At 32.2% G+C, this 20156-nt stretch carries 20 protein-coding genes; 11 read left to right on the forward strand and 9 right to left on the reverse strand.

Translation table 11 applies throughout. The features are described 5' to 3' along the window. Complete coding sequence (locus tag H0I26_RS06290; protein ID WP_218701489.1) at nt 1-1257, reverse strand: Pycsar system effector family protein; 1257 nt, start codon at nt 1255-1257, stop codon at nt 1-3. A gap of 55 nt (nt 1258-1312) precedes the next feature. Here H0I26_RS06290 and H0I26_RS06295 point away from each other — a divergent pair, with 55 nt between their 5' ends. Beyond that, the gene (locus H0I26_RS06295; RefSeq protein WP_218701490.1) at nt 1313-5023 is read left to right on the forward strand and encodes a metallophosphoesterase; all 3711 of its coding nucleotides are present in this window, start codon (nt 1313-1315) and stop codon (nt 5021-5023) included. A gap of 12 nt (nt 5024-5035) precedes the next feature. Continuing rightward, the gene (locus H0I26_RS06300) at nt 5036-6322 is read left to right on the forward strand and encodes a DUF2254 domain-containing protein (protein ID WP_218701491.1); all 1287 of its coding nucleotides are present in this window, start codon (nt 5036-5038) and stop codon (nt 6320-6322) included. Here the strand turns inward: H0I26_RS06300 and H0I26_RS06305 are convergent. Continuing rightward, nucleotides 6317-7123, reverse strand: coding sequence for a hypothetical protein (locus H0I26_RS06305; RefSeq protein ID WP_256935284.1), 807 nt, complete (start codon nt 7121-7123; stop codon nt 6317-6319). The two genes, H0I26_RS06300 and H0I26_RS06305, sit on opposite strands and share 6 nt — an antisense overlap. 86 nt (nt 7124-7209) lie before the next feature. Here H0I26_RS06305 and H0I26_RS06310 point away from each other — a divergent pair, with 86 nt between their 5' ends. The 3 genes from H0I26_RS06310 to H0I26_RS06320 are packed head-to-tail and all read left to right on the forward strand — an operon-like array spanning nt 7210 to nt 9636. Then, the gene (locus H0I26_RS06310; RefSeq protein ID WP_218701492.1) at nt 7210-7896 is read left to right on the forward strand and encodes a glycerophosphodiester phosphodiesterase; all 687 of its coding nucleotides are present in this window, start codon (nt 7210-7212) and stop codon (nt 7894-7896) included. After that, complete coding sequence (locus tag H0I26_RS06315) at nt 7893-9104, forward strand: NAD(P)/FAD-dependent oxidoreductase (RefSeq protein ID WP_218701493.1); 1212 nt, start codon at nt 7893-7895, stop codon at nt 9102-9104. The genes H0I26_RS06310 and H0I26_RS06315 overlap by 4 nt, the downstream gene beginning before the upstream one ends. A 1-nt stretch (nt 9105) precedes the next feature. After that, nucleotides 9106-9636: a DUF1697 domain-containing protein gene (locus tag H0I26_RS06320; protein WP_218701494.1), complete on the forward strand. Its 531-nt coding sequence runs from the start codon at nt 9106-9108 to the stop codon at nt 9634-9636. Here the strand turns inward: H0I26_RS06320 and H0I26_RS06325 are convergent. After that, nucleotides 9629-10195, reverse strand: coding sequence for a TetR/AcrR family transcriptional regulator (locus H0I26_RS06325; protein ID WP_218701495.1), 567 nt, complete (start codon nt 10193-10195; stop codon nt 9629-9631). The two genes, H0I26_RS06320 and H0I26_RS06325, sit on opposite strands and share 8 nt — an antisense overlap. A 201-nt stretch (nt 10196-10396) precedes the next feature. Between H0I26_RS06325 and H0I26_RS06330 the strand changes: the two genes are divergently transcribed. From H0I26_RS06330 to H0I26_RS06350, 5 genes are all read left to right on the forward strand, one after another. Then, nucleotides 10397-11479 (forward strand): diphosphomevalonate/mevalonate 3,5-bisphosphate decarboxylase family protein, encoded by a 1083-nt coding sequence (locus H0I26_RS06330; RefSeq protein ID WP_218701496.1) that lies wholly within the window; start codon nt 10397-10399, stop codon nt 11477-11479. A 29-nt stretch (nt 11480-11508) separates the two neighbouring features. Continuing rightward, nucleotides 11509-12438: a mevalonate kinase gene (locus tag H0I26_RS06335; RefSeq protein WP_218701497.1), complete on the forward strand. Its 930-nt coding sequence runs from the start codon at nt 11509-11511 to the stop codon at nt 12436-12438. 141 nt (nt 12439-12579) lie between these two features. Next, nucleotides 12580-13485: a geranylgeranylglycerol-phosphate geranylgeranyltransferase gene (locus H0I26_RS06340; protein ID WP_218701498.1), complete on the forward strand. Its 906-nt coding sequence runs from the start codon at nt 12580-12582 to the stop codon at nt 13483-13485. 4 nt (nt 13486-13489) lie between these two features. After that, nucleotides 13490-14440: a carbon-nitrogen hydrolase family protein gene (locus H0I26_RS06345; protein WP_218701499.1), complete on the forward strand. Its 951-nt coding sequence runs from the start codon at nt 13490-13492 to the stop codon at nt 14438-14440. Nucleotides 14441-14495: 55 nt separating this feature from the next. Further along, on the forward strand, nt 14496-15350 hold the full coding sequence (locus tag H0I26_RS06350; protein ID WP_218701500.1) for a pseudouridine synthase: 855 nt from the start codon (nt 14496-14498) through the stop codon (nt 15348-15350). A 95-nt stretch (nt 15351-15445) separates the two neighbouring features. Here the strand turns inward: H0I26_RS06350 and H0I26_RS06355 are convergent, their stop codons facing one another. From H0I26_RS06355 to H0I26_RS06380, 6 genes are all read right to left on the reverse strand, one after another. Continuing rightward, a complete protein-coding gene (locus H0I26_RS06355) occupies nt 15446-16180 on the reverse strand; it encodes an SDR family oxidoreductase (protein WP_218701501.1) in 735 nt (244 codons plus the stop codon). Further along, entirely contained in the window at nt 16164-16562 is a 399-nt protein-coding gene (locus H0I26_RS06360; RefSeq protein ID WP_218701502.1) for a DoxX family protein, read from the reverse strand. The genes H0I26_RS06355 and H0I26_RS06360 overlap by 17 nt, the downstream gene beginning before the upstream one ends. 4 nt (nt 16563-16566) lie before the next feature. Continuing rightward, nucleotides 16567-17370, reverse strand: a complete 804-nt coding sequence (locus tag H0I26_RS06365) for a haloacid dehalogenase type II (RefSeq protein WP_218701503.1) — start codon at nt 17368-17370, stop codon at nt 16567-16569. Nucleotides 17371-17421: 51 nt separating this feature from the next. Further along, nucleotides 17422-18024, reverse strand: a complete 603-nt coding sequence (locus H0I26_RS06370) for a TetR/AcrR family transcriptional regulator (protein ID WP_218701504.1) — start codon at nt 18022-18024, stop codon at nt 17422-17424. A gap of 180 nt (nt 18025-18204) precedes the next feature. Next, nucleotides 18205-18558: a hypothetical protein gene (locus H0I26_RS06375; protein WP_218701505.1), complete on the reverse strand. Its 354-nt coding sequence runs from the start codon at nt 18556-18558 to the stop codon at nt 18205-18207. A gap of 8 nt (nt 18559-18566) precedes the next feature. Further along, nucleotides 18567-19478 (reverse strand): dihydrofolate reductase, encoded by a 912-nt coding sequence (locus H0I26_RS06380; protein ID WP_218701506.1) that lies wholly within the window; start codon nt 19476-19478, stop codon nt 18567-18569. A 261-nt stretch (nt 19479-19739) separates the two neighbouring features. Between H0I26_RS06380 and H0I26_RS06385 the strand changes: the two genes are divergently transcribed. After that, on the forward strand, nt 19740-20036 hold the full coding sequence (locus H0I26_RS06385) for an isoamylase early set domain-containing protein (RefSeq protein ID WP_218701507.1): 297 nt from the start codon (nt 19740-19742) through the stop codon (nt 20034-20036). Nucleotides 20037-20156 lie beyond the last annotated feature (120 nt).

Raw genomic sequence — 20156 nt, forward strand, 5'->3', positions numbered from 1 at the left:
CTAAGCTGCACTAAGTGTTTTAGGTAAAATAGATTGTATGTACGTTGTGGTGTCTAATACATCTTGGATATTAACGCCAGGATTATTTTTAACAGCAATTCCAAAAGCAAGTAACGAGACTATAATTCCTATCATAAATACGGTATAGGTTATTCGTAATAATCTGTATTTACGTTCTAAAACAATTCCTAGAAAGTATAAATCTTTAGTTAAAGATTTGTAGATGTATTCTTTATCACTAATCATTTCGTTAATCGCCCATTCAAATTCTTTAAGTCCCATTTTGTGGAAGTTTCCAAAAAAGGTCAGGTTTACTTCCTTGTTTTTTACATCCTCCTTAGTAAATTGCCCGCTGGTTACATTGGGACGTGTTGCTATTATGGACATAACCATAGAGATCACACTAAATAAGGTAAAGATTACTGTCGGCCAAGTTAAGTAAGGATTGGTGTCTAATTTAGAAATTAAATTAGCCAATACTACAGAGATAATAATCGCATTTACAGATAATAATATGTTGGCTTTAGTGTCAGCGATATCACTAAGCTTTATATGGTTTTTTAAAGCAGTCCTGTAAAATGATTGGATTGCACGTTCTGGACTTTCGTTTTTGTATTGTGCTTTATATTTTGCTTTTAGTTCTTCTGTTTTAATTTTTGTCTTTTGTTTTCTTTTAGTTTTTATAAGCTTGGCCAAGTTTTTTTCTTTTCTTGATTGCCAATTTTTTAAAGCATAGTCAGTATAATAACTGTGTTTTTTTGATAGTACTTTAATGTTTTCGTCTAACCATTCTGTAGGAGTATAGGTTGCTTCTCCAGCTATTTCTAATTCTTTTCTTAAAAACTCGCTAGCTTCAGGAAAGTATTTTTTTCCAAAATGAGAGCAATCAGCATCACGTAATATTTTTTCTAATTCGTTTTTTGGTTTTGCATCAAATTGAGTAGCTAATATGCAATCTTCTACAGTTTTAATTACTTGCTCACTTGCGTTTTGAGAGGTTAAAAAATCTCTAGCTATTTTTGCGCTAACAATTTCATGACCATTTCTAGTTTGTGTATATCCTACATCGTGCAATAAGGCAGCTAATTCTAGTATTTCGGCATCATTAACATCAATTTTAGAATTTTCTATAATTTCTTTTGTACTTTTAAATACTCGTAAGGTATGCGTATGATTGTGATAAACTATGGTGTTTGGTAGCTCGTTCTTAAGGAGTTCAAATACAAAAGCTTCGGTTTTTTCAACTAGTTTAGACATAGGTGTGTAATTATTCTTATCCAAAGTACTAAAAAAATAAAACTCTCAACCTTTAATGACAAAAAATAACATATTTCTAACGTTTGCTTTCGCTTTTCTACTAAGTAATTGCGCCTCTTTTGAAGCGCAGTATAAAGATGAAATTTCGACTCAAGTCGAATTACCTAATAAAAAAGTTCATAAAACATTTTATTTGGTTGGGGATGCTGGTATTTCTCCTGAAAATGGCTTTTCGAAAGGGTTAACAGCTTATAAAAATTTCATAAAAAATAAAGAAACAAAGGATGATTACACCATCTTTTTAGGAGATAATATTTATCCTGCAGGTTTGCCAAAAAAAGAGCACGAATCTTATGATGAGGCTAAAAATAACATCCAAGCACAAGTTAATTCGGTTAAAGACTTTGAAGGTCAGGTCTTATTTATTCCAGGTAATCATGATTGGTATGCCAATGGTTTACATGGTTTAAAAGATGAAGAACAATTTATCGAAGATGCTCTAGGGGAAAATACGTTTCAGCCAGAAAATGGTTGTCCTCTAGAAGTTGTCGAAGTTAGTGATGCTATCGAATTAATTATTATTGATACCCAATGGTATTTAGAAAACTGGAATAAACATCCAACAATTAACGATGAGTGCGAAATTAAAACAAGAGAGCGTTTTCTTTTAGAGTTAGAGGGCGAATTTAAAAAGGCTCAAAATAAAACAGTAATAGTAGCGATGCATCACCCGATGTATACCAATGGCTCGCACGGTGGGTTTTATTCTAAAGACAAGCACCTTTTTCCGTTTCAAAGTAACTTACCACTACCAGGTATAGCCTCTCTTTTAACTCAAGTAAGAACACAAGGTGGCGTGTCTATTCAAGATCGTTTTAACGAGCGTTATAATAATATGATGAATCGTATTAAGACGCTTGCGTTAGAGTATCAAAATATTGTGTTTGCTTCAGGTCATGAGCACACGTTACAATACATCGAGGATAATGGAATTAAACAAATTGTGTCAGGTTCTGGAGCAAAAGGGTCAGGCGCATCTTTAAGTAATAATGGTTTGTTTGCTTATGGTAAACAAGGTTTTGCAACATTAACGGTTTATGAAGATGGAAGTAGTTATGTTAGTTTTTATGGCGAAGACAATCAACAAGCTAAGCTATTATTTACTAAACAAGTTTTAGATCAAAATGCGGCAGAATACGATATATCACAATTACCAGATAGTTTTCCAATAACAACACAAGCGTCTATTTATACAAAAGAAGAAACGGATAAAACAGGTGTTTATGAAGCCTTGTTTGGAGAGAAGTATAGAGACTTATATAGTCAAAAAGTTGAAGTGCCTGTAGCAACTTTGGATACACTTTATGGTGGGTTAGAAATAGTAAGAGAAGGTGGAGGGCATCAAACCAGGTCTTTAAGGCTGCAAACTAAAGATGGGCGTCAGTTAAATATGAGAGCCTTGCGTAAAAGTGCGACACAATATTTGCAGACAGTATTGTTTAAAGAAACCTACCTAAGTGATGATTTTGACAAAACAAAAGTTGAAGATTTAATTTTAGATTTTTATACAGCAGCGCATCCTTATGCGTTTTCTGTGGTTCCTGATTTATCTCATGCAGCAGATGTCTATCATACCAATCCAAAATTGTATTACATTCCAAAACATAAATATTTAAAGGATTATAATTACAATTATGGAGGCGAATTATATTTAATTGAAGAGCGTCCTGAAGATAATTATTCTGATGAGAAAAACTTTGGTTATGCTGATGATATCGAAAGTACACATGATATTATTAAGAAGATACGTAAAGACGAAAAATATAAAATAGACGAAAACGCATTTGTAAGAGCACGCTTGTTTGATATGCTTTTAGGAGATTGGGATAGACATCAAGACCAATGGCGATGGGCGCAATTTAATCAAGAGAATGGAGATAAGTTGTATAAGCCAATACCAAGAGATAGAGATCAGGTATTTTCTAATTTTGATGGTGCTATCTTAGATATTATGCGTTTTATTTCTGGGTCTACTAAGCAATTACAAGTGTATGATGCGGAGTTGAAAGATATTAAATGGATGAACAGCGCTGGAGTAAAGCTTGATAAGGTATTAATACAAAAATCAGATAAATCGGTTTGGTTAAAGCAAGCGCAATATTTGAAGGAGCATATTACAGATGCTGTGATAGATGAGGCGTTTAGTAAAGTGCCAAAAGAGGCTCAAGACGAATCATTACAAGAAATTAAAACCTTTTTAAAAGGTAGACGTTCTAATTTATTAGATATAGCAGAACGATATTCCGATTATTTAAATGAATTAGTGATACTTACCGGAACGGATAAAGATGATTATATAGAAGTTAAAAGAATTGGAGACAATGAAACTCAAGTCATTATTTCTAGAATTAAAAAAGGAGAAAAAGCAGATGTAATTGTTGATCGTACTTTTAATAAGGATATCACTAAAGAATTATGGATTTATGCATTGGATGATGACGATATAATTGAAGTCACAGGAAAAGCTAATAATTTAATATTCACAAGGATTATTGGAGGTCAAAACAATGACGAATACATTATTAATAATGGAAGACGGGTGCGTATATATGATCATAAATCTAAACCCAATACGATTACTAAAAATAATGGAGCAAAAATAAATTTCACAGATATTTATAATAATAACTTGTTCGATTTTCAAAAAAATATAGTTAGAACAAGTGTTATAACACCAAGTTTAGGATATAATCCAGATGATGGTTTTAAAGTTGGAGTTGGTTTTAATTATACCGTTAAAGGGTTTTCTCGTAATCCATACACGCAGCAACACCGTTTTAAAAGTGGTTATTTTTTCGCGACTAGTGGATTTAGTTTAAATTATGATGGAGAGTTTGCTAATCTTTTTGGCGATTTTAATTTGCATGTTTCAGGGCAATTAACCAGTGAGAATTTTACTAATAACTTTTTTGGATATGGTAATCAAACGGCTAATAATGATGATGTCTTAGATTTAGATTATAATCGAATAAAAACAAGTATTTACGCGGCAAGTGTAGGGGTTTTGAAAAAAGGAGATTTTGGATCGGATTACGGCGTTAAGGCTTTAGTAGAGGCTATTGAAATTGGAGAAACGCCCGATCGTTTTATCGAAACGTTAGAACCGTCTTCGGTAAATACAGATTTTTATGGAAGACGCTTGTTTGTTGGAGTAGAAGGAAATTTTAATTATCAAAGTTTTGATAATGCTTCTAATCCTTCTAGAGGGATGACATTGGGTATTGATGTTGGTGCGAAGACAGAGCCAGAAGATACAAAATACACGTATGGTTATATAAACTCGGAATTAGGGTTTTATAACGCTTTATCAACAAATAGAAAACTAGTATTAAAAACAGATTTGCGTTCGCAATTACGTTTTGGTGATGATTTAATTTTTTATCAAGAAGCAAATATTGGCGGTAATAATGGATTAAGAGGGTATCGATTACAGCGTTTTACTGGGCAAAATAGCTTGACCGGTAGTGCAGATATTCGTTATAGTTTTAATCAATTTAAAACACGAACATTACCATTGCAATTAGGCGTTTTTGCTGGAGGTGATGTAGGACGTGTCTGGACCAAAAATGGAGATTCTAAAGTCTGGCACAATGATTTTGGTGTTGGTTTTTGGGTCACTGCAGCAGATAGTGTTTCTGGAACATTTAACTTTTTTAATAGTGAAGAAGGGTTGCGTTTTTCTTTTGGATTTGGGTTAAATTTTTAACTAACCAATTACATGAAAAATATAATAGTCAATGGATTTGAATATTTAAAAAAACTAGAAAGCAAAATAGCGTTTTATCCAACGGTGTATAGTCTGGTAGGTGTGAGCTTTGCATTTTTTATGTATTACATAGAAAATAAAGGGGTTTCGGGGTATTTAATGGATCATGTTCCCTTGCTGGTTATTAATAACACAGAAACGGCTTTTAGTATTTTAACCACGTTTATAGCGGGATTAATCTCAATTATGGTCTTTAGTTTTTCCATGGTTATGGTTTTACTTAATCAAGCGTCAAGTAATTTTTCGCCAAGGGTATTGCCAAGTTTAATTTCTAATAAACGCCATCAAAAAATATTAGGAATCTATAATGCAACGTTACTGTATTGTATATTCACAATGGTGTCAATAGAACCAGACGGTGATAAATATCAATTACCTGGGTTTTCAGTATTGTTGGCTATTGTTTTAATGGTCGTGTGTTTGGGGGCTTTTATTTATTTTATTCATTCTATTTCTCAAGAAATTCAAGTGCATAATATAATGCAGCGTATTTTTTCTGAAGCCAAAAATAGATTAGATAAACTTATTACGTCAGAAAAGGATAATAGTCATGCGTTTCCCGAAACTGATAATTGGACAACTTTCTCATCGGTGTCAACGGGCTTTTTACAAGATATAATATTGGATCCTGTGTTAGAGTTTGCTAAAAATAATGACTGTAAATTCCATGTAGTAGCAATCAAAGGGCAATATGTGTATAAGGATAGCCCCTTATTTAAATGTAATACAGAAATAGAGGATGAGGCTTTGGAAGATTTATTAAGCTTTTTTCAGTTTTCTAGAGACGAAGTCATTGAAGATAACTACATATTAGGGTTTAAACAAATTACCGAAATTGCAGTAAAAGCGATGTCGCCAGGAATAAATGATCCCGGAACTGCAGAAATTGCAATAGATTATTTAACAGAGTTATTTGAAAAAAGAATGCAGAAACAAGATGTTAGTGTTCTTCAATATAATAATGAAGCCTTGGTTAAAATTAGCGCTTTAAGTTTTAAAGATTTATTGTTTTCTGTTTTGGCACCAATCAGGACTTATTCTAAACACGATGTTATGGTTGTGGTTAAATTAATACACATGCTTAATCATTTAGCTTTCACGGTTAGTTGTAATAACAAAAGCTATAGTAATGCTGTTTATGAGGAGGCTAGTAAGCTGTTTGAAGATGCTAAAAAGACAATTGTTAATCCAGAGGACGTAAAGTTAATCACGCAGCAGTTAAAGCCTTTTAATTTATAGTTTTAAGCTGTAGATATTGTTGTCTTCTTTTCCTGAATCCTCATCAGTAATATAAACGGTTGTATTGTCTTTAAAACAAATGCCTTCTTTTTGACTGTCATGTTTTAAATCTATCTTAGTGACAATACCTTCAAAAAAATTATCCCTATTAAATGCTGTTAAGGTCCAAATACGGTCGTGATTTAATAGTACAACAGTTTTTCCGTCGGGACTAATATCTGCAGAGGTTACACGTGTGTCTTTTCCTTTTAATTCATATTCTGTAACATAAGTAGCAACATGTTCTCCTACTTGGTTAGGAACTTTAAGAAGCATCGTCTTTTTATTTTCTTTGCTAAAAATATAAAAGTGGTCTTTCCATAAAAAGAACGATTCAAAATCTTCTGATTTTACATCTTTTGGTAATGTAAAACTAATCGTTAATGCTTCGGTTTTATGATCCACATTTGCTAAGTTTTCGATTTTATAAATAAAGAATTTTTTTCGCTTTTTCGAGTTGTTTCCAAAATCACCAATATATAGACTGCCCTTGCTATCGCTCGTTAGGTCTTCCCAATCTTGGTTTTTTATATTGCTAACATCAATATCTCTAATTATATCTCCTTTTAGGTCTAAACCGTAAACATTGTTTTTATTTCCTGCATCCTCAATAGTCCAAACTAAATCGGAATTACTAATTAATTGTGCTGCCGAAGTTTCTTCTAAATCACTATCTATGGATCCCATTACAGTTAGTTTTCCTGTATTGCAAGACATAAAAAGTAATGCTGAAACTAGTATTGGTTTTAATTGAAATGTCATAAATTGTGATGCTTTTAAATTCAATTAAATATAAACATATATCAATCCAAATCTAGCTTTGGAATCTTAAAATATTGATAAAATTAATGAATAAAATTCTTAAAATTGGTCACAGAGGCGCTAAAGGTTATGTTGCAGAAAACACGCTAGACTCTATAAAGAAGGCTATGGCTCTTGGTGTTGATGGAGTGGAGATTGATGTGCATTTATGTAAAAGCGGAGAGGTCGTTGTTTTTCACGATTTTACATTGGATAGAACAACAAATGGAACAGGTAATATTGGAGATTTTTCTTTAAGTGAATTAAAAAAACTTAAAATTGATAATCAATATGAAATACCGACTTTACTAGAAGTGCTAGATTTGATAGCTGATTCTATTATCATTAATATTGAATTGAAAGGTGATAAAACGGCACAGCCAACTAGTGATATCATCAATTATTATATAGCCAATAAGAAATGGTCAATGGATCATGTGTTAGTGAGTAGTTTTAAAGCATCCGAATTAATGGATGTGTTTAATTATAATTCAAACATTCCATTAGGCGTGTTAACGGAAGGAGATTGGGCAGAGGCTTTAATATTTGCAAAAACTATAAAAGCAAAAGCCATACATCCTGATTTTAAGATGTTAACTCAGGATAATGTTAGACAAGCACAAGAACTAGGGTTCCAGATTAACACCTGGACCGTAAATAAAAAACAGGACATAGAAAAAGTAATAAGCTATCAAGTAGATGCTATAATTAGTGATTTTCCAGACAGAATATGAAACAATACGATGTAATAATTATTGGAGGCGGAGCGGCAGGTTTTTTTGCTGCAATTAATATAGGAGCGTTATATCCAAGCTTAAAAGTAGCCATTTTAGAACGAGGTAAAGATGTTCTGGGTAAGGTAAAAGTGTCTGGAGGAGGACGCTGTAATGTGACACATGCCGAGTTTGTGCCTCAAGAGTTAACAACATATTACCCAAGAGGTGAAAAAGAATTGTTAGGTCCCTTTCATACGTTTATGACAGGTGATACGATGGGTTGGTTTGAAGATAGGGGTGTGGCGTTAAAAATAGAAGAGGATGGTCGTATTTTTCCTGTTAGTAATAACTCTCAAACGATTATCGATTGTTTTTTAAGTGAGGCGAATAAGCATGACGTTGAGGTGTTAACTAATCAATTAGTATTGAGTTTTAAAAAAACAAATGAGGATTGGGAGATTGAGACCAAAACAGATCACTTTTTGGCTAACAAAGTAATAGTAGCGACTGGAAGTAATCCTAAAATATGGTCTTTTCTACAACAACTAAATCATACTATAATTAAACCCGTCCCCTCTTTATTTACGTTTAATATTAAAGATGATAGAATTAAGGATATACCGGGTGTTGTTGCGCAAAATGTTACTGTAAAAGTAGTTGGTTCCAATTTGGAATCTTCAGGACCATTATTAATTACGCATTGGGGGATGAGTGCACCTTCTATTTTAAAACTGTCTGCTTTTGGAGCTTTGGAGTTGGCCAAAAGGGATTATAAATTTAATATTGAAGTTAATTTTATAAACCAAGATAACGACGTTGTGCTTTCCAGTTTAAAAGATATTAAACAGGAGTTGTCTAAAAAAACGGTGTTAAAAGTAACGCAATTTGATTTGCCAAAGCGTTTATGGAAAACACTAGTTATGGCTTCAGATATTACAGAAGAAACAAGGTGGGCTGATCTTAATAAAGCACAATTGGAAGCTTTAAGTAATCAATTAACTAAAGCAGTTTTTAAGGTGGATGGTAAAAGTACTTTTAAAGAAGAGTTTGTTACAGCAGGAGGAGTAGATCTTAAAGAGGTTAATTTTAAAAATTACAAAAGTAAGTTGTATGATAACTTATATTTTGCTGGCGAAATTATTAATGTTGACGCTGTGACTGGTGGTTTTAATTTTCAGAATGCATGGACAAGTGCTTATATTGTCGCTAAAAATTTGGTCAGTTAAAATGATAACTTATTTCGCTTTTTTGAGAGGTATTAATGTTGGTGGGCATAACAAAATACCAATGCAAAATTTACGTCGTTTATTAGAAAATTTAGGTTTTAAGGAAGTTCAGACCTATATTCAAACAGGGAATGTCATTTTTAAAAGTTTAGAAACAAGCCTGCAGGTTCTGACCTTAAAAATTGAACAGTCAATTTTGGAACATTTTGGGTTTGTAATTCCGGTACTATTAAAAACAGAACGGCAACTAAAGGAAATATTGGAGAGGTGTCCTTTTAATAATGAGGAGAAACAGTCTAGTTATTTTGCGTTATTGTATTCTAAAATTAATGAAACACAAAAAGCATCCGTGTTAGGTTATGATTTTCCGAACGAAAAATTTAACCTAACTAACGATTGCGTGTATTTGTATTCCAGTATAGGATATGGTAAATCTAAGGCTAATAATAATTTTTTTGAGAAAAAATTAAAAGTCGTAGCAACCACCAGGAATTTTAAAACATTAAATAAGCTTTTAGCACTTACTAGTTAGCTTTGTATTTAACCGAGTCCCAAGACATTTCTAAAGCAAAATCTATTTCCTGTTTAGTCATTTCTAAATCTTCGGTAATCTTCAGGCGCATTGCAGATACAACATCTCCAAAAATCATCTGTAAGATTAATCTAAGTGGCACGTTTCTTAATTCTTTTTCTAAGATACCTTGCAAAAAGAAATCTCTGATATTACTTATATAAGGGATCCCTTTTTTTACAATCTCTTTGGATATAATAGGGGGTACGGCGACATATTCAATAAATTGAAAGGCCAATGGATTACCAACAAAATAGTTGAATAAATTTAGCCACATGGCGTCATATTTATCTTTGAAACTTCCGTTTTCAGGGAGGTTGGCCATTAAAACAATACCGTAATCTTTTACAATCATTAAGTAAATTTCCTCAATAATCTGATTTTTGTTTTCGAAATAGTGGTAGATCGTACCCACAGCAACATTTGCTTCTCTAGCAACTTGAGACATGGGGGTAGCGTGTACACCTTGTTTTACCACTAGCTCTAGCATAGTGATAATAATACGTTGTTTTTTGTCCATAAGGAATAGACTTTTTTTTTAAAGGTAAAAAGCAGTGAAGCGAAGTTTAAGGGAACTTTTTTTACCTATCAGTTAACTTGTTAAATCGTTTGAATGTATGAAAATCACGTTTAAAAACATCGAGATGAACATCTATTCGGTTACAAAATTACTAAAATTGTTTAAATATTAAGGTTATCTTTGCATAAATTTAGCTTTTAGATGGATTTATCACGTTTTTCAGTACATAATTATCAAAATTCACTTGTAAATGGGAGTGTTTCTTGGTCGTCACCTAGTAATATTGCTTTAGTTAAATATTGGGGCAAAAAGGAACATCAGATACCAGAAAACCCTTCAATAAGTTTCACTTTAGAGGCATGCAAAACAATAACAGAGCTCACATTTGAAAAACGAGAACAGAAAATGGATGTATTTTCATTCGACGTTTTTTTAGAGGATGAACCTAAACCAGATTTTCATCCTAAAATTGAGACGTTTTTCAAACGTATAGAAAATTATTTACCTTTCTTAAAAGACTTTCATTTTACAATAAAAACAAAAAATACGTTTCCACATAGTTCAGGAATAGCATCTTCTGCTTCTGGTATGAGTGCTTTAGCATTGTGTTTAATGAGTATAGAGAAACAAATGGATCCAACGATTTCCGATTCAGATTTTATTCAAAAAGCTTCATTTTTAGCAAGGTTAGGATCGGGAAGTGCCTGTAGAAGCCTTGAAGGTGATTTAGTAGTTTGGGGAAAGCATCCAGAAATAGAAGGCACTAGTGATTTATTTGGTGTGAAATATCCATATAAAGTACACGATAATTTTAAAAATTATCAAGACACTATTTTATTAGTAGATAAAGGAGAGAAGCAGGTTAGTAGTACGGTTGGACATGATTTAATGTATGGGCATCCATTTGCTAAACAACGGTTTACTCAGGCAGTAGATCATATTTCTAGTATCAAGGTCATTTTAGAGTCGGGAGATTTAGATGCTTTTATTGCTTTAATAGAAAGTGAAGCACTCACATTGCATGCTATGATGATGACTAGCATGCCTTATTTTATTTTAATGAAACCCAATACATTGGAAATTATAAATAAGATTTGGAGTTTTAGACAAGAGACAGGGTTACCTATAAGTTTTACTTTAGATGCTGGGGCGAATGTACATGTGCTATATCCTGAAAAAGATGCAGATAAAATTTTAGAATTCATTAAATCACAGTTGGTTGCATATTGTCAAAACGGTCACTATATTTGTGATAAAATTGGTTTTGGCGCAAAACAGTTGTAACTTTATAAAATCAATGATTTAGATAGCATATGAAAGGCCCTTTATTTTATTCAAAAATATTATTGTTCGGAGAGTACGGAATTATTAAAGATTCGAAAGGTCTCTCCATACCTTATAACTTTTATAATGGAGCACTTAAAACAGAAGAAAATCCTTCTGAAGAGGCACAAAAATCAAATGAAAGTTTACAGCGTTTTACTGAATATCTATCTAAAATAGATGAGGATTTGGTTGTTTTTGATATTAAACAATTAAAAAACGACGTTAATGCTGGTATGTATTTTGATTCATCTATACCTCAGGGGTATGGAGTTGGTAGTAGTGGAGCATTAGTGGCTGCTATTTATGATAAATATGCACAAAACAAAATAACAGTTTTAGAAAATTTAACTAGAGAAAAATTATTATCTCTTAAAACTGTTTTTGCTGAAATGGAATCTTTTTTTCATGGAAAATCTTCTGGTTTAGATCCCTTGAATAGCTATTTAAGTTTACCAATTTTGATAAATTCTAAAGAAAATATTGAAGCGACAGGTATTCCAACACAGAGCAGTGATGGACAAGGTGCTGTGTTTTTATTGGATTCTGGTATTATTGGAGAAACAGCACCAATGGTAAGTCTCTTTATGGAAAACATGAAGCAAGAAGGCTTTAGGAAAATGCTTAAAAATCAGTTTATAAAGCATACGGATGCTTGTGTTGATGATTTTTTAAAAGGAGATATAAAATCCTTATTTAAAAATACAAAACAATTATCTAAAGTGGTATTTAATCATTTTAAGCCTATGATCCCAGCGCAGTTTCATGAGTTATGGAAAAATGGAATTGAAACTAACGACTACTATTTAAAATTATGTGGTTCTGGTGGTGGAGGTTATATTTTAGGTTTTACACCAGATATTAAAAAAGCAGAACAAGCACTAAAGGACTATAAATTAGAAGTCGTTTATAATTTTTAAAATTAATTTGAGATGGAAACAACGTTAAATGATTTTTCAATAGGTTTATTTTTAATGCAAATACTTGGTCTTCTTTTGAGTTTTTCCATTTTATTTATTGTTTATAGGGTTTTAAGAAAATTCTTATCAAATAAATAATTAATGTTTACCAGAAAACAAAAACATCTTTACTTAAAGTTTTTTAGTATGTTTTCTGTAGTTAGAGGCTATAATATTCTTATTATAGTTATTGCTCAGTACTTAGCATCTATTTACATCTTTGCATCCGATAAACCATTAAAACAAGTATTGTTTGATGTTAATTTATTAATGCTAGTTTTAGCGACAGGAGCTGTTATTGCAGGTGGTTATATCATCAATAATTTTTACGATTCTGAAAAGGACTTAATTAATAGGCCTAATAAAACACTATTAGATAAGCTAGTTAGTCAAAACACAAAATTGTCTTTCTATTTTGTGCTTAATTTTTCTGCTGTAGTAATGGCTAGTTATGTCTCTTTTAAACCTGTTTTATTCTTTTCATTTTACATATTTTCGATTTGGTTTTATTCGCATAAATTAAAAAAGATACCTATTGTGGGTAATGTGGTTTCTGCAGTGTTAACTTTAACGCCATTTTTTGTCATTTTTGTGTATTATTATAATTTTAAATCGGTCATTTTTGTGCATGCGACATTCTTGTTTTTAATAATTTTAATTCGTGAGTTGACTAAAGATTTAGAGAATATAAAAGGAGATTTAACCCTTAATTATAGAACAATACCTATTGTTTATGGAGAGAATATGTCAAAGAAAATAATTACATGTTTAGTGGTCTTAACACTATTTCCTGTTTATTTTTTGATTACAAAATTTGATGTTGGCGATATGTATTTCTATTTTTATATGTGCGAAATTTTATTGATAACATATCTTTTGTTACTATGGAAATCCACAACTAAAACACAATATTTATGGTTGCATAATATTTTGAAATTTATTATCGTGGCTGGTGTTTTTAGTATCTTATTAATTGATATAGATTTAGTTTTAAACCGAATACTTTAAACATATGGAACACACTTTAAAAGTTGCTATTGCGCAAATAACACCTGTACTTTTAAATAAAGTAGAAACACTTAAAAAGGTTGAGCAGTCTATAATTGATGCCGCTAAAATTGGATCAGAATTAGTCGTTTTTGGGGAAGCATTGGTGCCAGGATACCCGTTTTGGGTCGCTTTAACCGGTGGAGCAGAATGGGATACTAAAGTGAATAAGGAATTACATGCGACTTACGTTAAAAATTCAATTCAAATTGAGGCGGGTGAGTTAGATACCATTTGTGCTTTGGCAAAACAGAATACTATAGCTGTGTATTTAGGTATTATGGAACGCGCTAAAAATAGAGGCGGACATAGTATATATGCATCTCTAGTGTATATTGATGCTGCAGGAATTATTAAGTGTGTGCATAGAAAACTACAACCAACTTATGATGAACGCTTGACTTGGGCGCCTGGTGATGGTAATGGTTTACAAGTGCATCCTTTAAAACAGTTTACTGTAGGTGGATTAAATTGTTGGGAAAATTGGATGCCACTGCCTAGAACAGCATTATATGGATTAGGCGAAAACCTTCATATTGCAGTATGGCCAGGAAGCGACCATAATACTAAAGATATTACAAGGTTTATAGCTAGAGAGTCTAGAAGTTATGTGATTTCTGCTTCCAGTTTAATGACTAAAAAAGATTTTCCTGAAGACATACCGCATTTAGATAGAATACTAAGTAGTGCTCCAGACGTGTTGGCAAATGGTGGTAGTTGTATTGCTGGACCCGATGGCGAGTGGATTATTGCGCCTGTTTTACACAAGGAGGGATTAATTAGCGCAACATTGGATTTTAATCGCGTACTGGAAGAACGTCAAAATTTTGATGTTGTAGGGCACTATTCTAGACCAGATGTAACCAAGCTTACGGTAAATAGAGAGAGACAATCTACAGTAGAATTTAACGATTAATAATGTTTTTAATTTATTATCAAAAAAACATTGTAAATTTGCAAAAAATTATATCATGAGTAAAGCACGCGAAGGAAAGGATAAAGGAAAAGGAAAGGCGAAGCCAAAAGCACCTTTTAGACCTAAAAAAAGAGTGAAAGATGATGCTGAAGTGTCCGCTAAGCCTGCTTTTGATAAAAAACCTAGTAAGAAAAAACAGTCTAATCCAGGCGAAATACGTTTAAATAAGTACGTAGCCAATTCTGGAATGTGTTCTCGTAGAGAAGCAGATCAGCATATTGCTATGGGCTTAGTCGCTGTTAATGGAAAAGTAGTCGTAGAAATGGGCTATAAAGTCAAGTTGGAAGACGAAGTACGTTATGATGGCGCAAGAATAAATCCTGAAAAAAAGGCTTATGTATTATTAAACAAGCCTAAAGGATTTGCAACAACAACAAGTGATCAAAAAGGAAAAACGGTTATGGATTTGGTTGGAAATGCAACGAGTTCTAGAATAAAACCTATTGGACGTTTAGGTCGTAACTCTACAGGTTTATTATTATTTACTAATGACGAGAAAATTGTGGAACGTTTTACAAATTCCAATAAAGGAGTCGAGCGTTTATTTCATTTAGAGTTAGATAAAAACTTAAAAATGGAAGACATGAAAAAAATCAGAGAAGGTTTTAAGGTTGAAGGGAAGTCTGTAAAAGTGGAAGAGATAGATTACGTTAATAATATTAAGAACGAAATTGGAGTAAAAATCAAAAACACTGGAAATACTATTTTGCATACTATTTTTGAACACTTAAAATATGAGTTGGTAAGAATTGATTGTGTACAAATTGCACATTTAACTAAAAAAGATATTCCTAGAGGAAACTGGAAAATTTTAACTGAGCAAGAATTAAATACGCTTAAAATGTTATAATTAGAAGGTCTTTGATGTAATGTCAAAAGATTACAAAAAAAAAGCAAAATCCTATTTTAGGATTTTGTTTTTTTTTTGTTTAATTTAATAAGTCTTTAAACCAACGCACCATTGGCACCAATAACTTGGCCAGAAATCCATTTAGAATCGTCGCTTGCTAAAAATAGCACCACTTTTGCAATGTCTATTGGTTTGGCTAGTCTGTTAAAAGCATTCATCCCACTTAGTTTGTCTATAAACTCTTGAGATTTTCCTTTTAAAAATAATTCAGTTTCGGTAGCTCCGGGAGCAATAGCATTTACGGACACCCCTCTGCCTATCTCTTTGGAAAATACTCTTGTCATTTGTTCTACAGCAGCTTTTGATGCAGAATAAAGCGCATAGGTTGGAAACATTAATTTAACGGTGCTAGAGGATACGTTTATTATATTACCATTATCAGCTAGTTTACTTTCCGCTTCCTGTAACGTATTAAAAACACCTCTGACGTTAATATCAAACTGTTTTGTAAAGTCGTCTTGAGTGTTGTCTTTAATTTCTTTAGAAATCATTACGCCGGCATTGTTTATTAGCACGTCAATTTTGCCAAAATGGGCAATGGCTTGATCAAAGAGTTTAGTGACATCCTCTTTTTTACTCACATCTGCTTTTATTGCAATAGCAACACCTCCGTTTTGTGTAATACTGTCCACAGTCGCCTTTGCTTCTAGGGGACTGTTTGAATGATTAACAATTACTTTTGCTCCATTTTTTGCTAAAAGGAGTGCTATTTCTTTACCTATTCCTCTAGAAGATCCAGTTACTAATATTACTTTATTGTCTAGTGTCATGTTGTTTTATTTTTGGATTAATTAGTTGGTTTAATCTATATAATGATAGTAATGCTAAAACTATGGCTATTATAACAAGAACAATTTTTGGTTCAGGTCTTGCAAAAAATTCAAGAATTAGTGCGGTAAGCATGGTTATTAGTAAAAAAGCAAAAGCTATTTTACCAATAACCTGATGCCTTTTTATGGCAAATACAAGTATTAATGTTGCTAAAGCTAATTCAGAAACCCCTGTGAATATTCTAAAAATATCAGCATTCAAATGGATTGCATTCTCAAACTGTTTGAAGCCCTCAATACTCTGAGGTTTTGCTAATAATTTAGGAATGGCAAAAAAGACCATTGCTAGTATAATAACTATATTTATGATTTGGGTTTTCATGAATTTAATTACCTAAAGCTATTAATTTATCGGTAATTATAGCTAAATCAGAGGCTGTAATTTCTGGTTTTTCAGCTAAAGGATATAATTGTGCGCCAGGTCTGCTGATAAACGCACCACGCCAATTGGCCCAAAGTGCTCCTGCAATGTCCCAACCGTGAGCTGCAATTAGTAAGCATTCTTCTGGTTTAATTTTCATTTTCCTGGCAGCCCAAATATAAGCATCAGTATGCGGTTTAAATTTCCCAATATCTTCTACACTTAGGCGCTCATCAAAGTAATCTAATAACCCTGAATTTTTAAATTGAGTCTCTACACCTTTATTGGAAGAGTTTGTGAATGACACTAATTTATAACCTGCATCTTTTAATTTTTGTAACGAAACTTTAACTTCTGGGTGAGCAGGTAAAGATCTAATTGGACCTAAAATAGAATCTTTGGCTTCTTCTTCTGTAAGTGTAATACCATTGTTAGAAGCTACCATTTGTAACGCAGCTGCACCTATAATTCCAAAATCATTGTATTGATTTCCAACTGTGCTTACTAATGAATATTGTAACATAGTTGTAAACCACAATGGTAATAAATCACTGCGACCGCCCAATGCTTTTCCAACGCTGTCCTTCATTACTGTAAGATCTAATAAGGTTTCGTTAACGTCAAAAAATAAGACCTTTGGACGTACAGTTGTTTCTGAGATGTCCTTGGTGTTTTCTGTTGTGCTCGAAAAAGCTAAATGAGGGGCTACTAAACTGGCTAGAGCTGCTTTTTTTATAAAGTCTCTTCTTTTGTTTACTTGTTTTTTCATAGGTAGTGTTTTAATAACATACTAATCGGTATGTTTTGTTGTAAAAAAAAATTATGCTCTTATTTGTTTTAAATATAATGATAGGCCAAGAATGTATTCGTCAAGAATATCATCATTATCATATAGTTTTCTTATACCACGAATGCCTTCAAAAGCACTAATTAAATAGACTGCTACGGAATTACTGGATACAGTCTTGTTTATCGTGTTTTCTTGCTGACCTCTATTGATGAGTTGAATTAATGCTGCTTTCCAATCCTCTATTATACGTCTTAGTGCAATCTGGTAGGCGATTTCAAGATCTCCAACCTCATTAATAAAATTGTTCATAGGACATCCATGTTGTTTGTCGTATAATGGGAATGATTTTAAGCGATCCAAAAAGGTGGTTCCTAAAATGTGTATTGCATTTCCTGGTTTGTATAGAGGTGCAATCATCCCATCATGAACCCTTTTTTGAACTTTTAGAGCTATTACAGCAAGACCGAGTTCTTTTTTGTTTTTATAATGATGATAAAAAGCGCCTTTAGTAAGTTTAGTCGCTTTCATTATGGTGTCCACACTTGTTGTTTTAAAACCATTTTCATAGAATAATTTAAACGACTCATTTAAAATGACTTGTTTGGTAAGTTCTGATTTTTGGTTTTGTAACATGTTACAAATGTATACTTAAAAGATACTATTTAGTATGTTTTAAATGTTAAACTTAAATTAAAGTGAAATTTAGTCGTTTACGATGGTAAGACGTTTATTTTATTCGTGAATTAGAGGGGAGTGCGTAAAAGTTTAAAATAGAATATTTTCTGATTTTAGAAAAGGAAACAGAATTTTTATTTAATTAAATAGTAGTGTGGTAAGGATTCCAATAAAGCTTCCAAAAATAAACATAGTAAATACCATTTTAAGAGATATGTTTAAGTCTACTCCTTCGATTTTCGGGATATTAGCATTTAGTTTTTTTGATATTAACAAGCCTACTGTACCATCAAAAATACCTACTACACCAGATGATAAGATTCCGGTTACTGCGACACTTGATTCTGCCGTATAATAAGCAACTAGACCATAAATTAAGATAGAACCGAAGGTTAATAAGGTATAATTAAATTTTAATACTCTTGAAAGTATCGCTCCAATAGCATCGAATATAGACACTGCCAAAAAACCTAATAATAGTATTGCTATCATATGCGTTATTATTTCCTCTCATAAGTTAAAAAGGAAAATTCAAATTCATGAGTCTCATCTTTCTTATGAAAAGTGTTAGCGGTTTCTTTCCATAGAGATGAGTCTATTTCTGGGAAAAAGGTATCTGCATCAAAATTGGAGTGCACACGTGTTAGTTCTATTTTAGAGGCATAGGACATGGCAAGTTTGTATATTTCTCCACCGCCAACAATAAATGGTTGCGTGTCTTTTTTGCTAATAGCAATGGCATCTTCTAGACTACTGACAACGATAACTCCTTCTGGGGCTGTATAATTTGCTTGTCTAGTAATAACAATATGTGTACGATTAGGTAATGGTTTTGGAAAACTTTCAAAAGTCTTGCGCCCCATAATGATATGATGACCAGAGGTTAATGCTTTAAAGCGCTTTAAGTCATCACGTAAGTGCCAAATTAGATCATTATTTTTACCAATTTCGTTATTTTCTCCAGCTGCGACAATGATAGTGAGGTTATTAACGATCTTACTTTGATTGTTTTTAAAAACAGTGCTTTCTGCAATATGAAGATCTTCTTTTTCGACTTGAAGTTTAAGTTTTTCAATTCTAATTTTTTGCTTATTGACTAGTTTTGCTAATTGTTTGTCTTCCCAATCTTTCCCCATAAATTTAGAAGTAACAAATACACTAAAAAAATGGTATAAAAAGAAAAATAGCCATGCCATTATAGCAAAGACAAACCAATTAATTCCGAAAAATTTAGTCTCTTTTCCTATGCCTAAAACCGTGTTAGCTACTATTAATAATACTGCACCAATTAAGAATATTACAAAATGAGCATACAATCGTTTTTTTTGCTTTATTCTACGTTGCGCATTTTTTATTAACTCTAATTGTTCTTTATCTATTTGAGGGGTCTCTTTTTTCTTTAATCCAAACATAAGTTGCGTTTATAGTGTAAAGTTAATGTTTTTATAAGAGTTCTATTTAAAATTTAATGTAAAAACAGTGTGGTCTGATTTTTAGATGTTTACAGAGTGGTTGCTGTAGCTATTATTAACAATTTAATAGAGTTAAATTAATAAAAAGCAATTTTTTAGTCCTTAAATTTAATAATCCCATAAAAGTTTAAAATTAGTTATTTTTTATTTTGAAATTTGACTAAATCTTGTCTAATTTAGAATCTTTAAAACACTTATATTATGGCTATTAAGAAACAATTTTTGAAAAGTAAACCAGTTTGTAAAGTCACTTTTACTGTTCCGGCAGCGGAAGCAAAACAAGTTACTGTTGCAGGTAATTGGAATGAATGGAATACCGAAGCGGCACCATTGAAAAAGTTGAAAAACGGAACATTTAAAGGTACTGTAAATCTAGAAGCTGGTCAGGCTTACGAGTTTAAATATGTTGTTGATGGGCAATGGCAGAATGACGTGGAAGCAGATGCTTATGCTTGGAATGATTATGCTGCGGCGGATAATAGTGTCATAAAGTTGTAAGTTTTTTATAATTCACGTGTGGACAATAAGTTGTTTACGTTTTAGCTTGTTTGCAGATACTTAAGTAAATTACACTTTATTTTAAGCAGATACTTTTGTAACGAAGGTTGCATTTACTAA

Source organism: Olleya sp. HaHaR_3_96, from assembly GCF_019278545.1.
GTDB lineage: Bacteria > Bacteroidota > Bacteroidia > Flavobacteriales > Flavobacteriaceae > Olleya.

What these genes read in the sequence shown, in the direction of transcription:
- H0I26_RS06290 (WP_218701489.1), bottom strand. Translation starts at nt 1,257, where the DNA reads ATGTCTAAACTAGTTGAAAAAACCGAAGCTTTTGTATTTGAACTCCTT.
- H0I26_RS06295 (WP_218701490.1), top strand. Translation starts at nt 1,313, where the DNA reads ATGACAAAAAATAACATATTTCTAACGTTTGCTTTCGCTTTTCTACTA.
- H0I26_RS06300 (WP_218701491.1), top strand. Translation starts at nt 5,036, where the DNA reads ATGAAAAATATAATAGTCAATGGATTTGAATATTTAAAAAAACTAGAA.
- H0I26_RS06305 (WP_256935284.1), bottom strand. Translation starts at nt 7,123, where the DNA reads ATGACATTTCAATTAAAACCAATACTAGTTTCAGCATTACTTTTTATG.
- H0I26_RS06310 (WP_218701492.1), top strand. Translation starts at nt 7,210, where the DNA reads ATGAATAAAATTCTTAAAATTGGTCACAGAGGCGCTAAAGGTTATGTT.
- H0I26_RS06315 (WP_218701493.1), top strand. Translation starts at nt 7,893, where the DNA reads ATGAAACAATACGATGTAATAATTATTGGAGGCGGAGCGGCAGGTTTT.
- H0I26_RS06320 (WP_218701494.1), top strand. Translation starts at nt 9,106, where the DNA reads ATGATAACTTATTTCGCTTTTTTGAGAGGTATTAATGTTGGTGGGCAT.
- H0I26_RS06325 (WP_218701495.1), bottom strand. Translation starts at nt 10,195, where the DNA reads ATGGACAAAAAACAACGTATTATTATCACTATGCTAGAGCTAGTGGTA.
- H0I26_RS06330 (WP_218701496.1), top strand. Translation starts at nt 10,397, where the DNA reads ATGGATTTATCACGTTTTTCAGTACATAATTATCAAAATTCACTTGTA.
- H0I26_RS06335 (WP_218701497.1), top strand. Translation starts at nt 11,509, where the DNA reads ATGAAAGGCCCTTTATTTTATTCAAAAATATTATTGTTCGGAGAGTAC.
- H0I26_RS06340 (WP_218701498.1), top strand. Translation starts at nt 12,580, where the DNA reads ATGTTTACCAGAAAACAAAAACATCTTTACTTAAAGTTTTTTAGTATG.
- H0I26_RS06345 (WP_218701499.1), top strand. Translation starts at nt 13,490, where the DNA reads ATGGAACACACTTTAAAAGTTGCTATTGCGCAAATAACACCTGTACTT.
- H0I26_RS06350 (WP_218701500.1), top strand. Translation starts at nt 14,496, where the DNA reads ATGAGTAAAGCACGCGAAGGAAAGGATAAAGGAAAAGGAAAGGCGAAG.
- H0I26_RS06355 (WP_218701501.1), bottom strand. Translation starts at nt 16,180, where the DNA reads ATGACACTAGACAATAAAGTAATATTAGTAACTGGATCTTCTAGAGGA.
- H0I26_RS06360 (WP_218701502.1), bottom strand. Translation starts at nt 16,562, where the DNA reads ATGAAAACCCAAATCATAAATATAGTTATTATACTAGCAATGGTCTTT.
- H0I26_RS06365 (WP_218701503.1), bottom strand. Translation starts at nt 17,370, where the DNA reads ATGAAAAAACAAGTAAACAAAAGAAGAGACTTTATAAAAAAAGCAGCT.
- H0I26_RS06370 (WP_218701504.1), bottom strand. Translation starts at nt 18,024, where the DNA reads ATGTTACAAAACCAAAAATCAGAACTTACCAAACAAGTCATTTTAAAT.
- H0I26_RS06375 (WP_218701505.1), bottom strand. Translation starts at nt 18,558, where the DNA reads ATGATAGCAATACTATTATTAGGTTTTTTGGCAGTGTCTATATTCGAT.
- H0I26_RS06380 (WP_218701506.1), bottom strand. Translation starts at nt 19,478, where the DNA reads ATGTTTGGATTAAAGAAAAAAGAGACCCCTCAAATAGATAAAGAACAA.
- H0I26_RS06385 (WP_218701507.1), top strand. Translation starts at nt 19,740, where the DNA reads ATGGCTATTAAGAAACAATTTTTGAAAAGTAAACCAGTTTGTAAAGTC.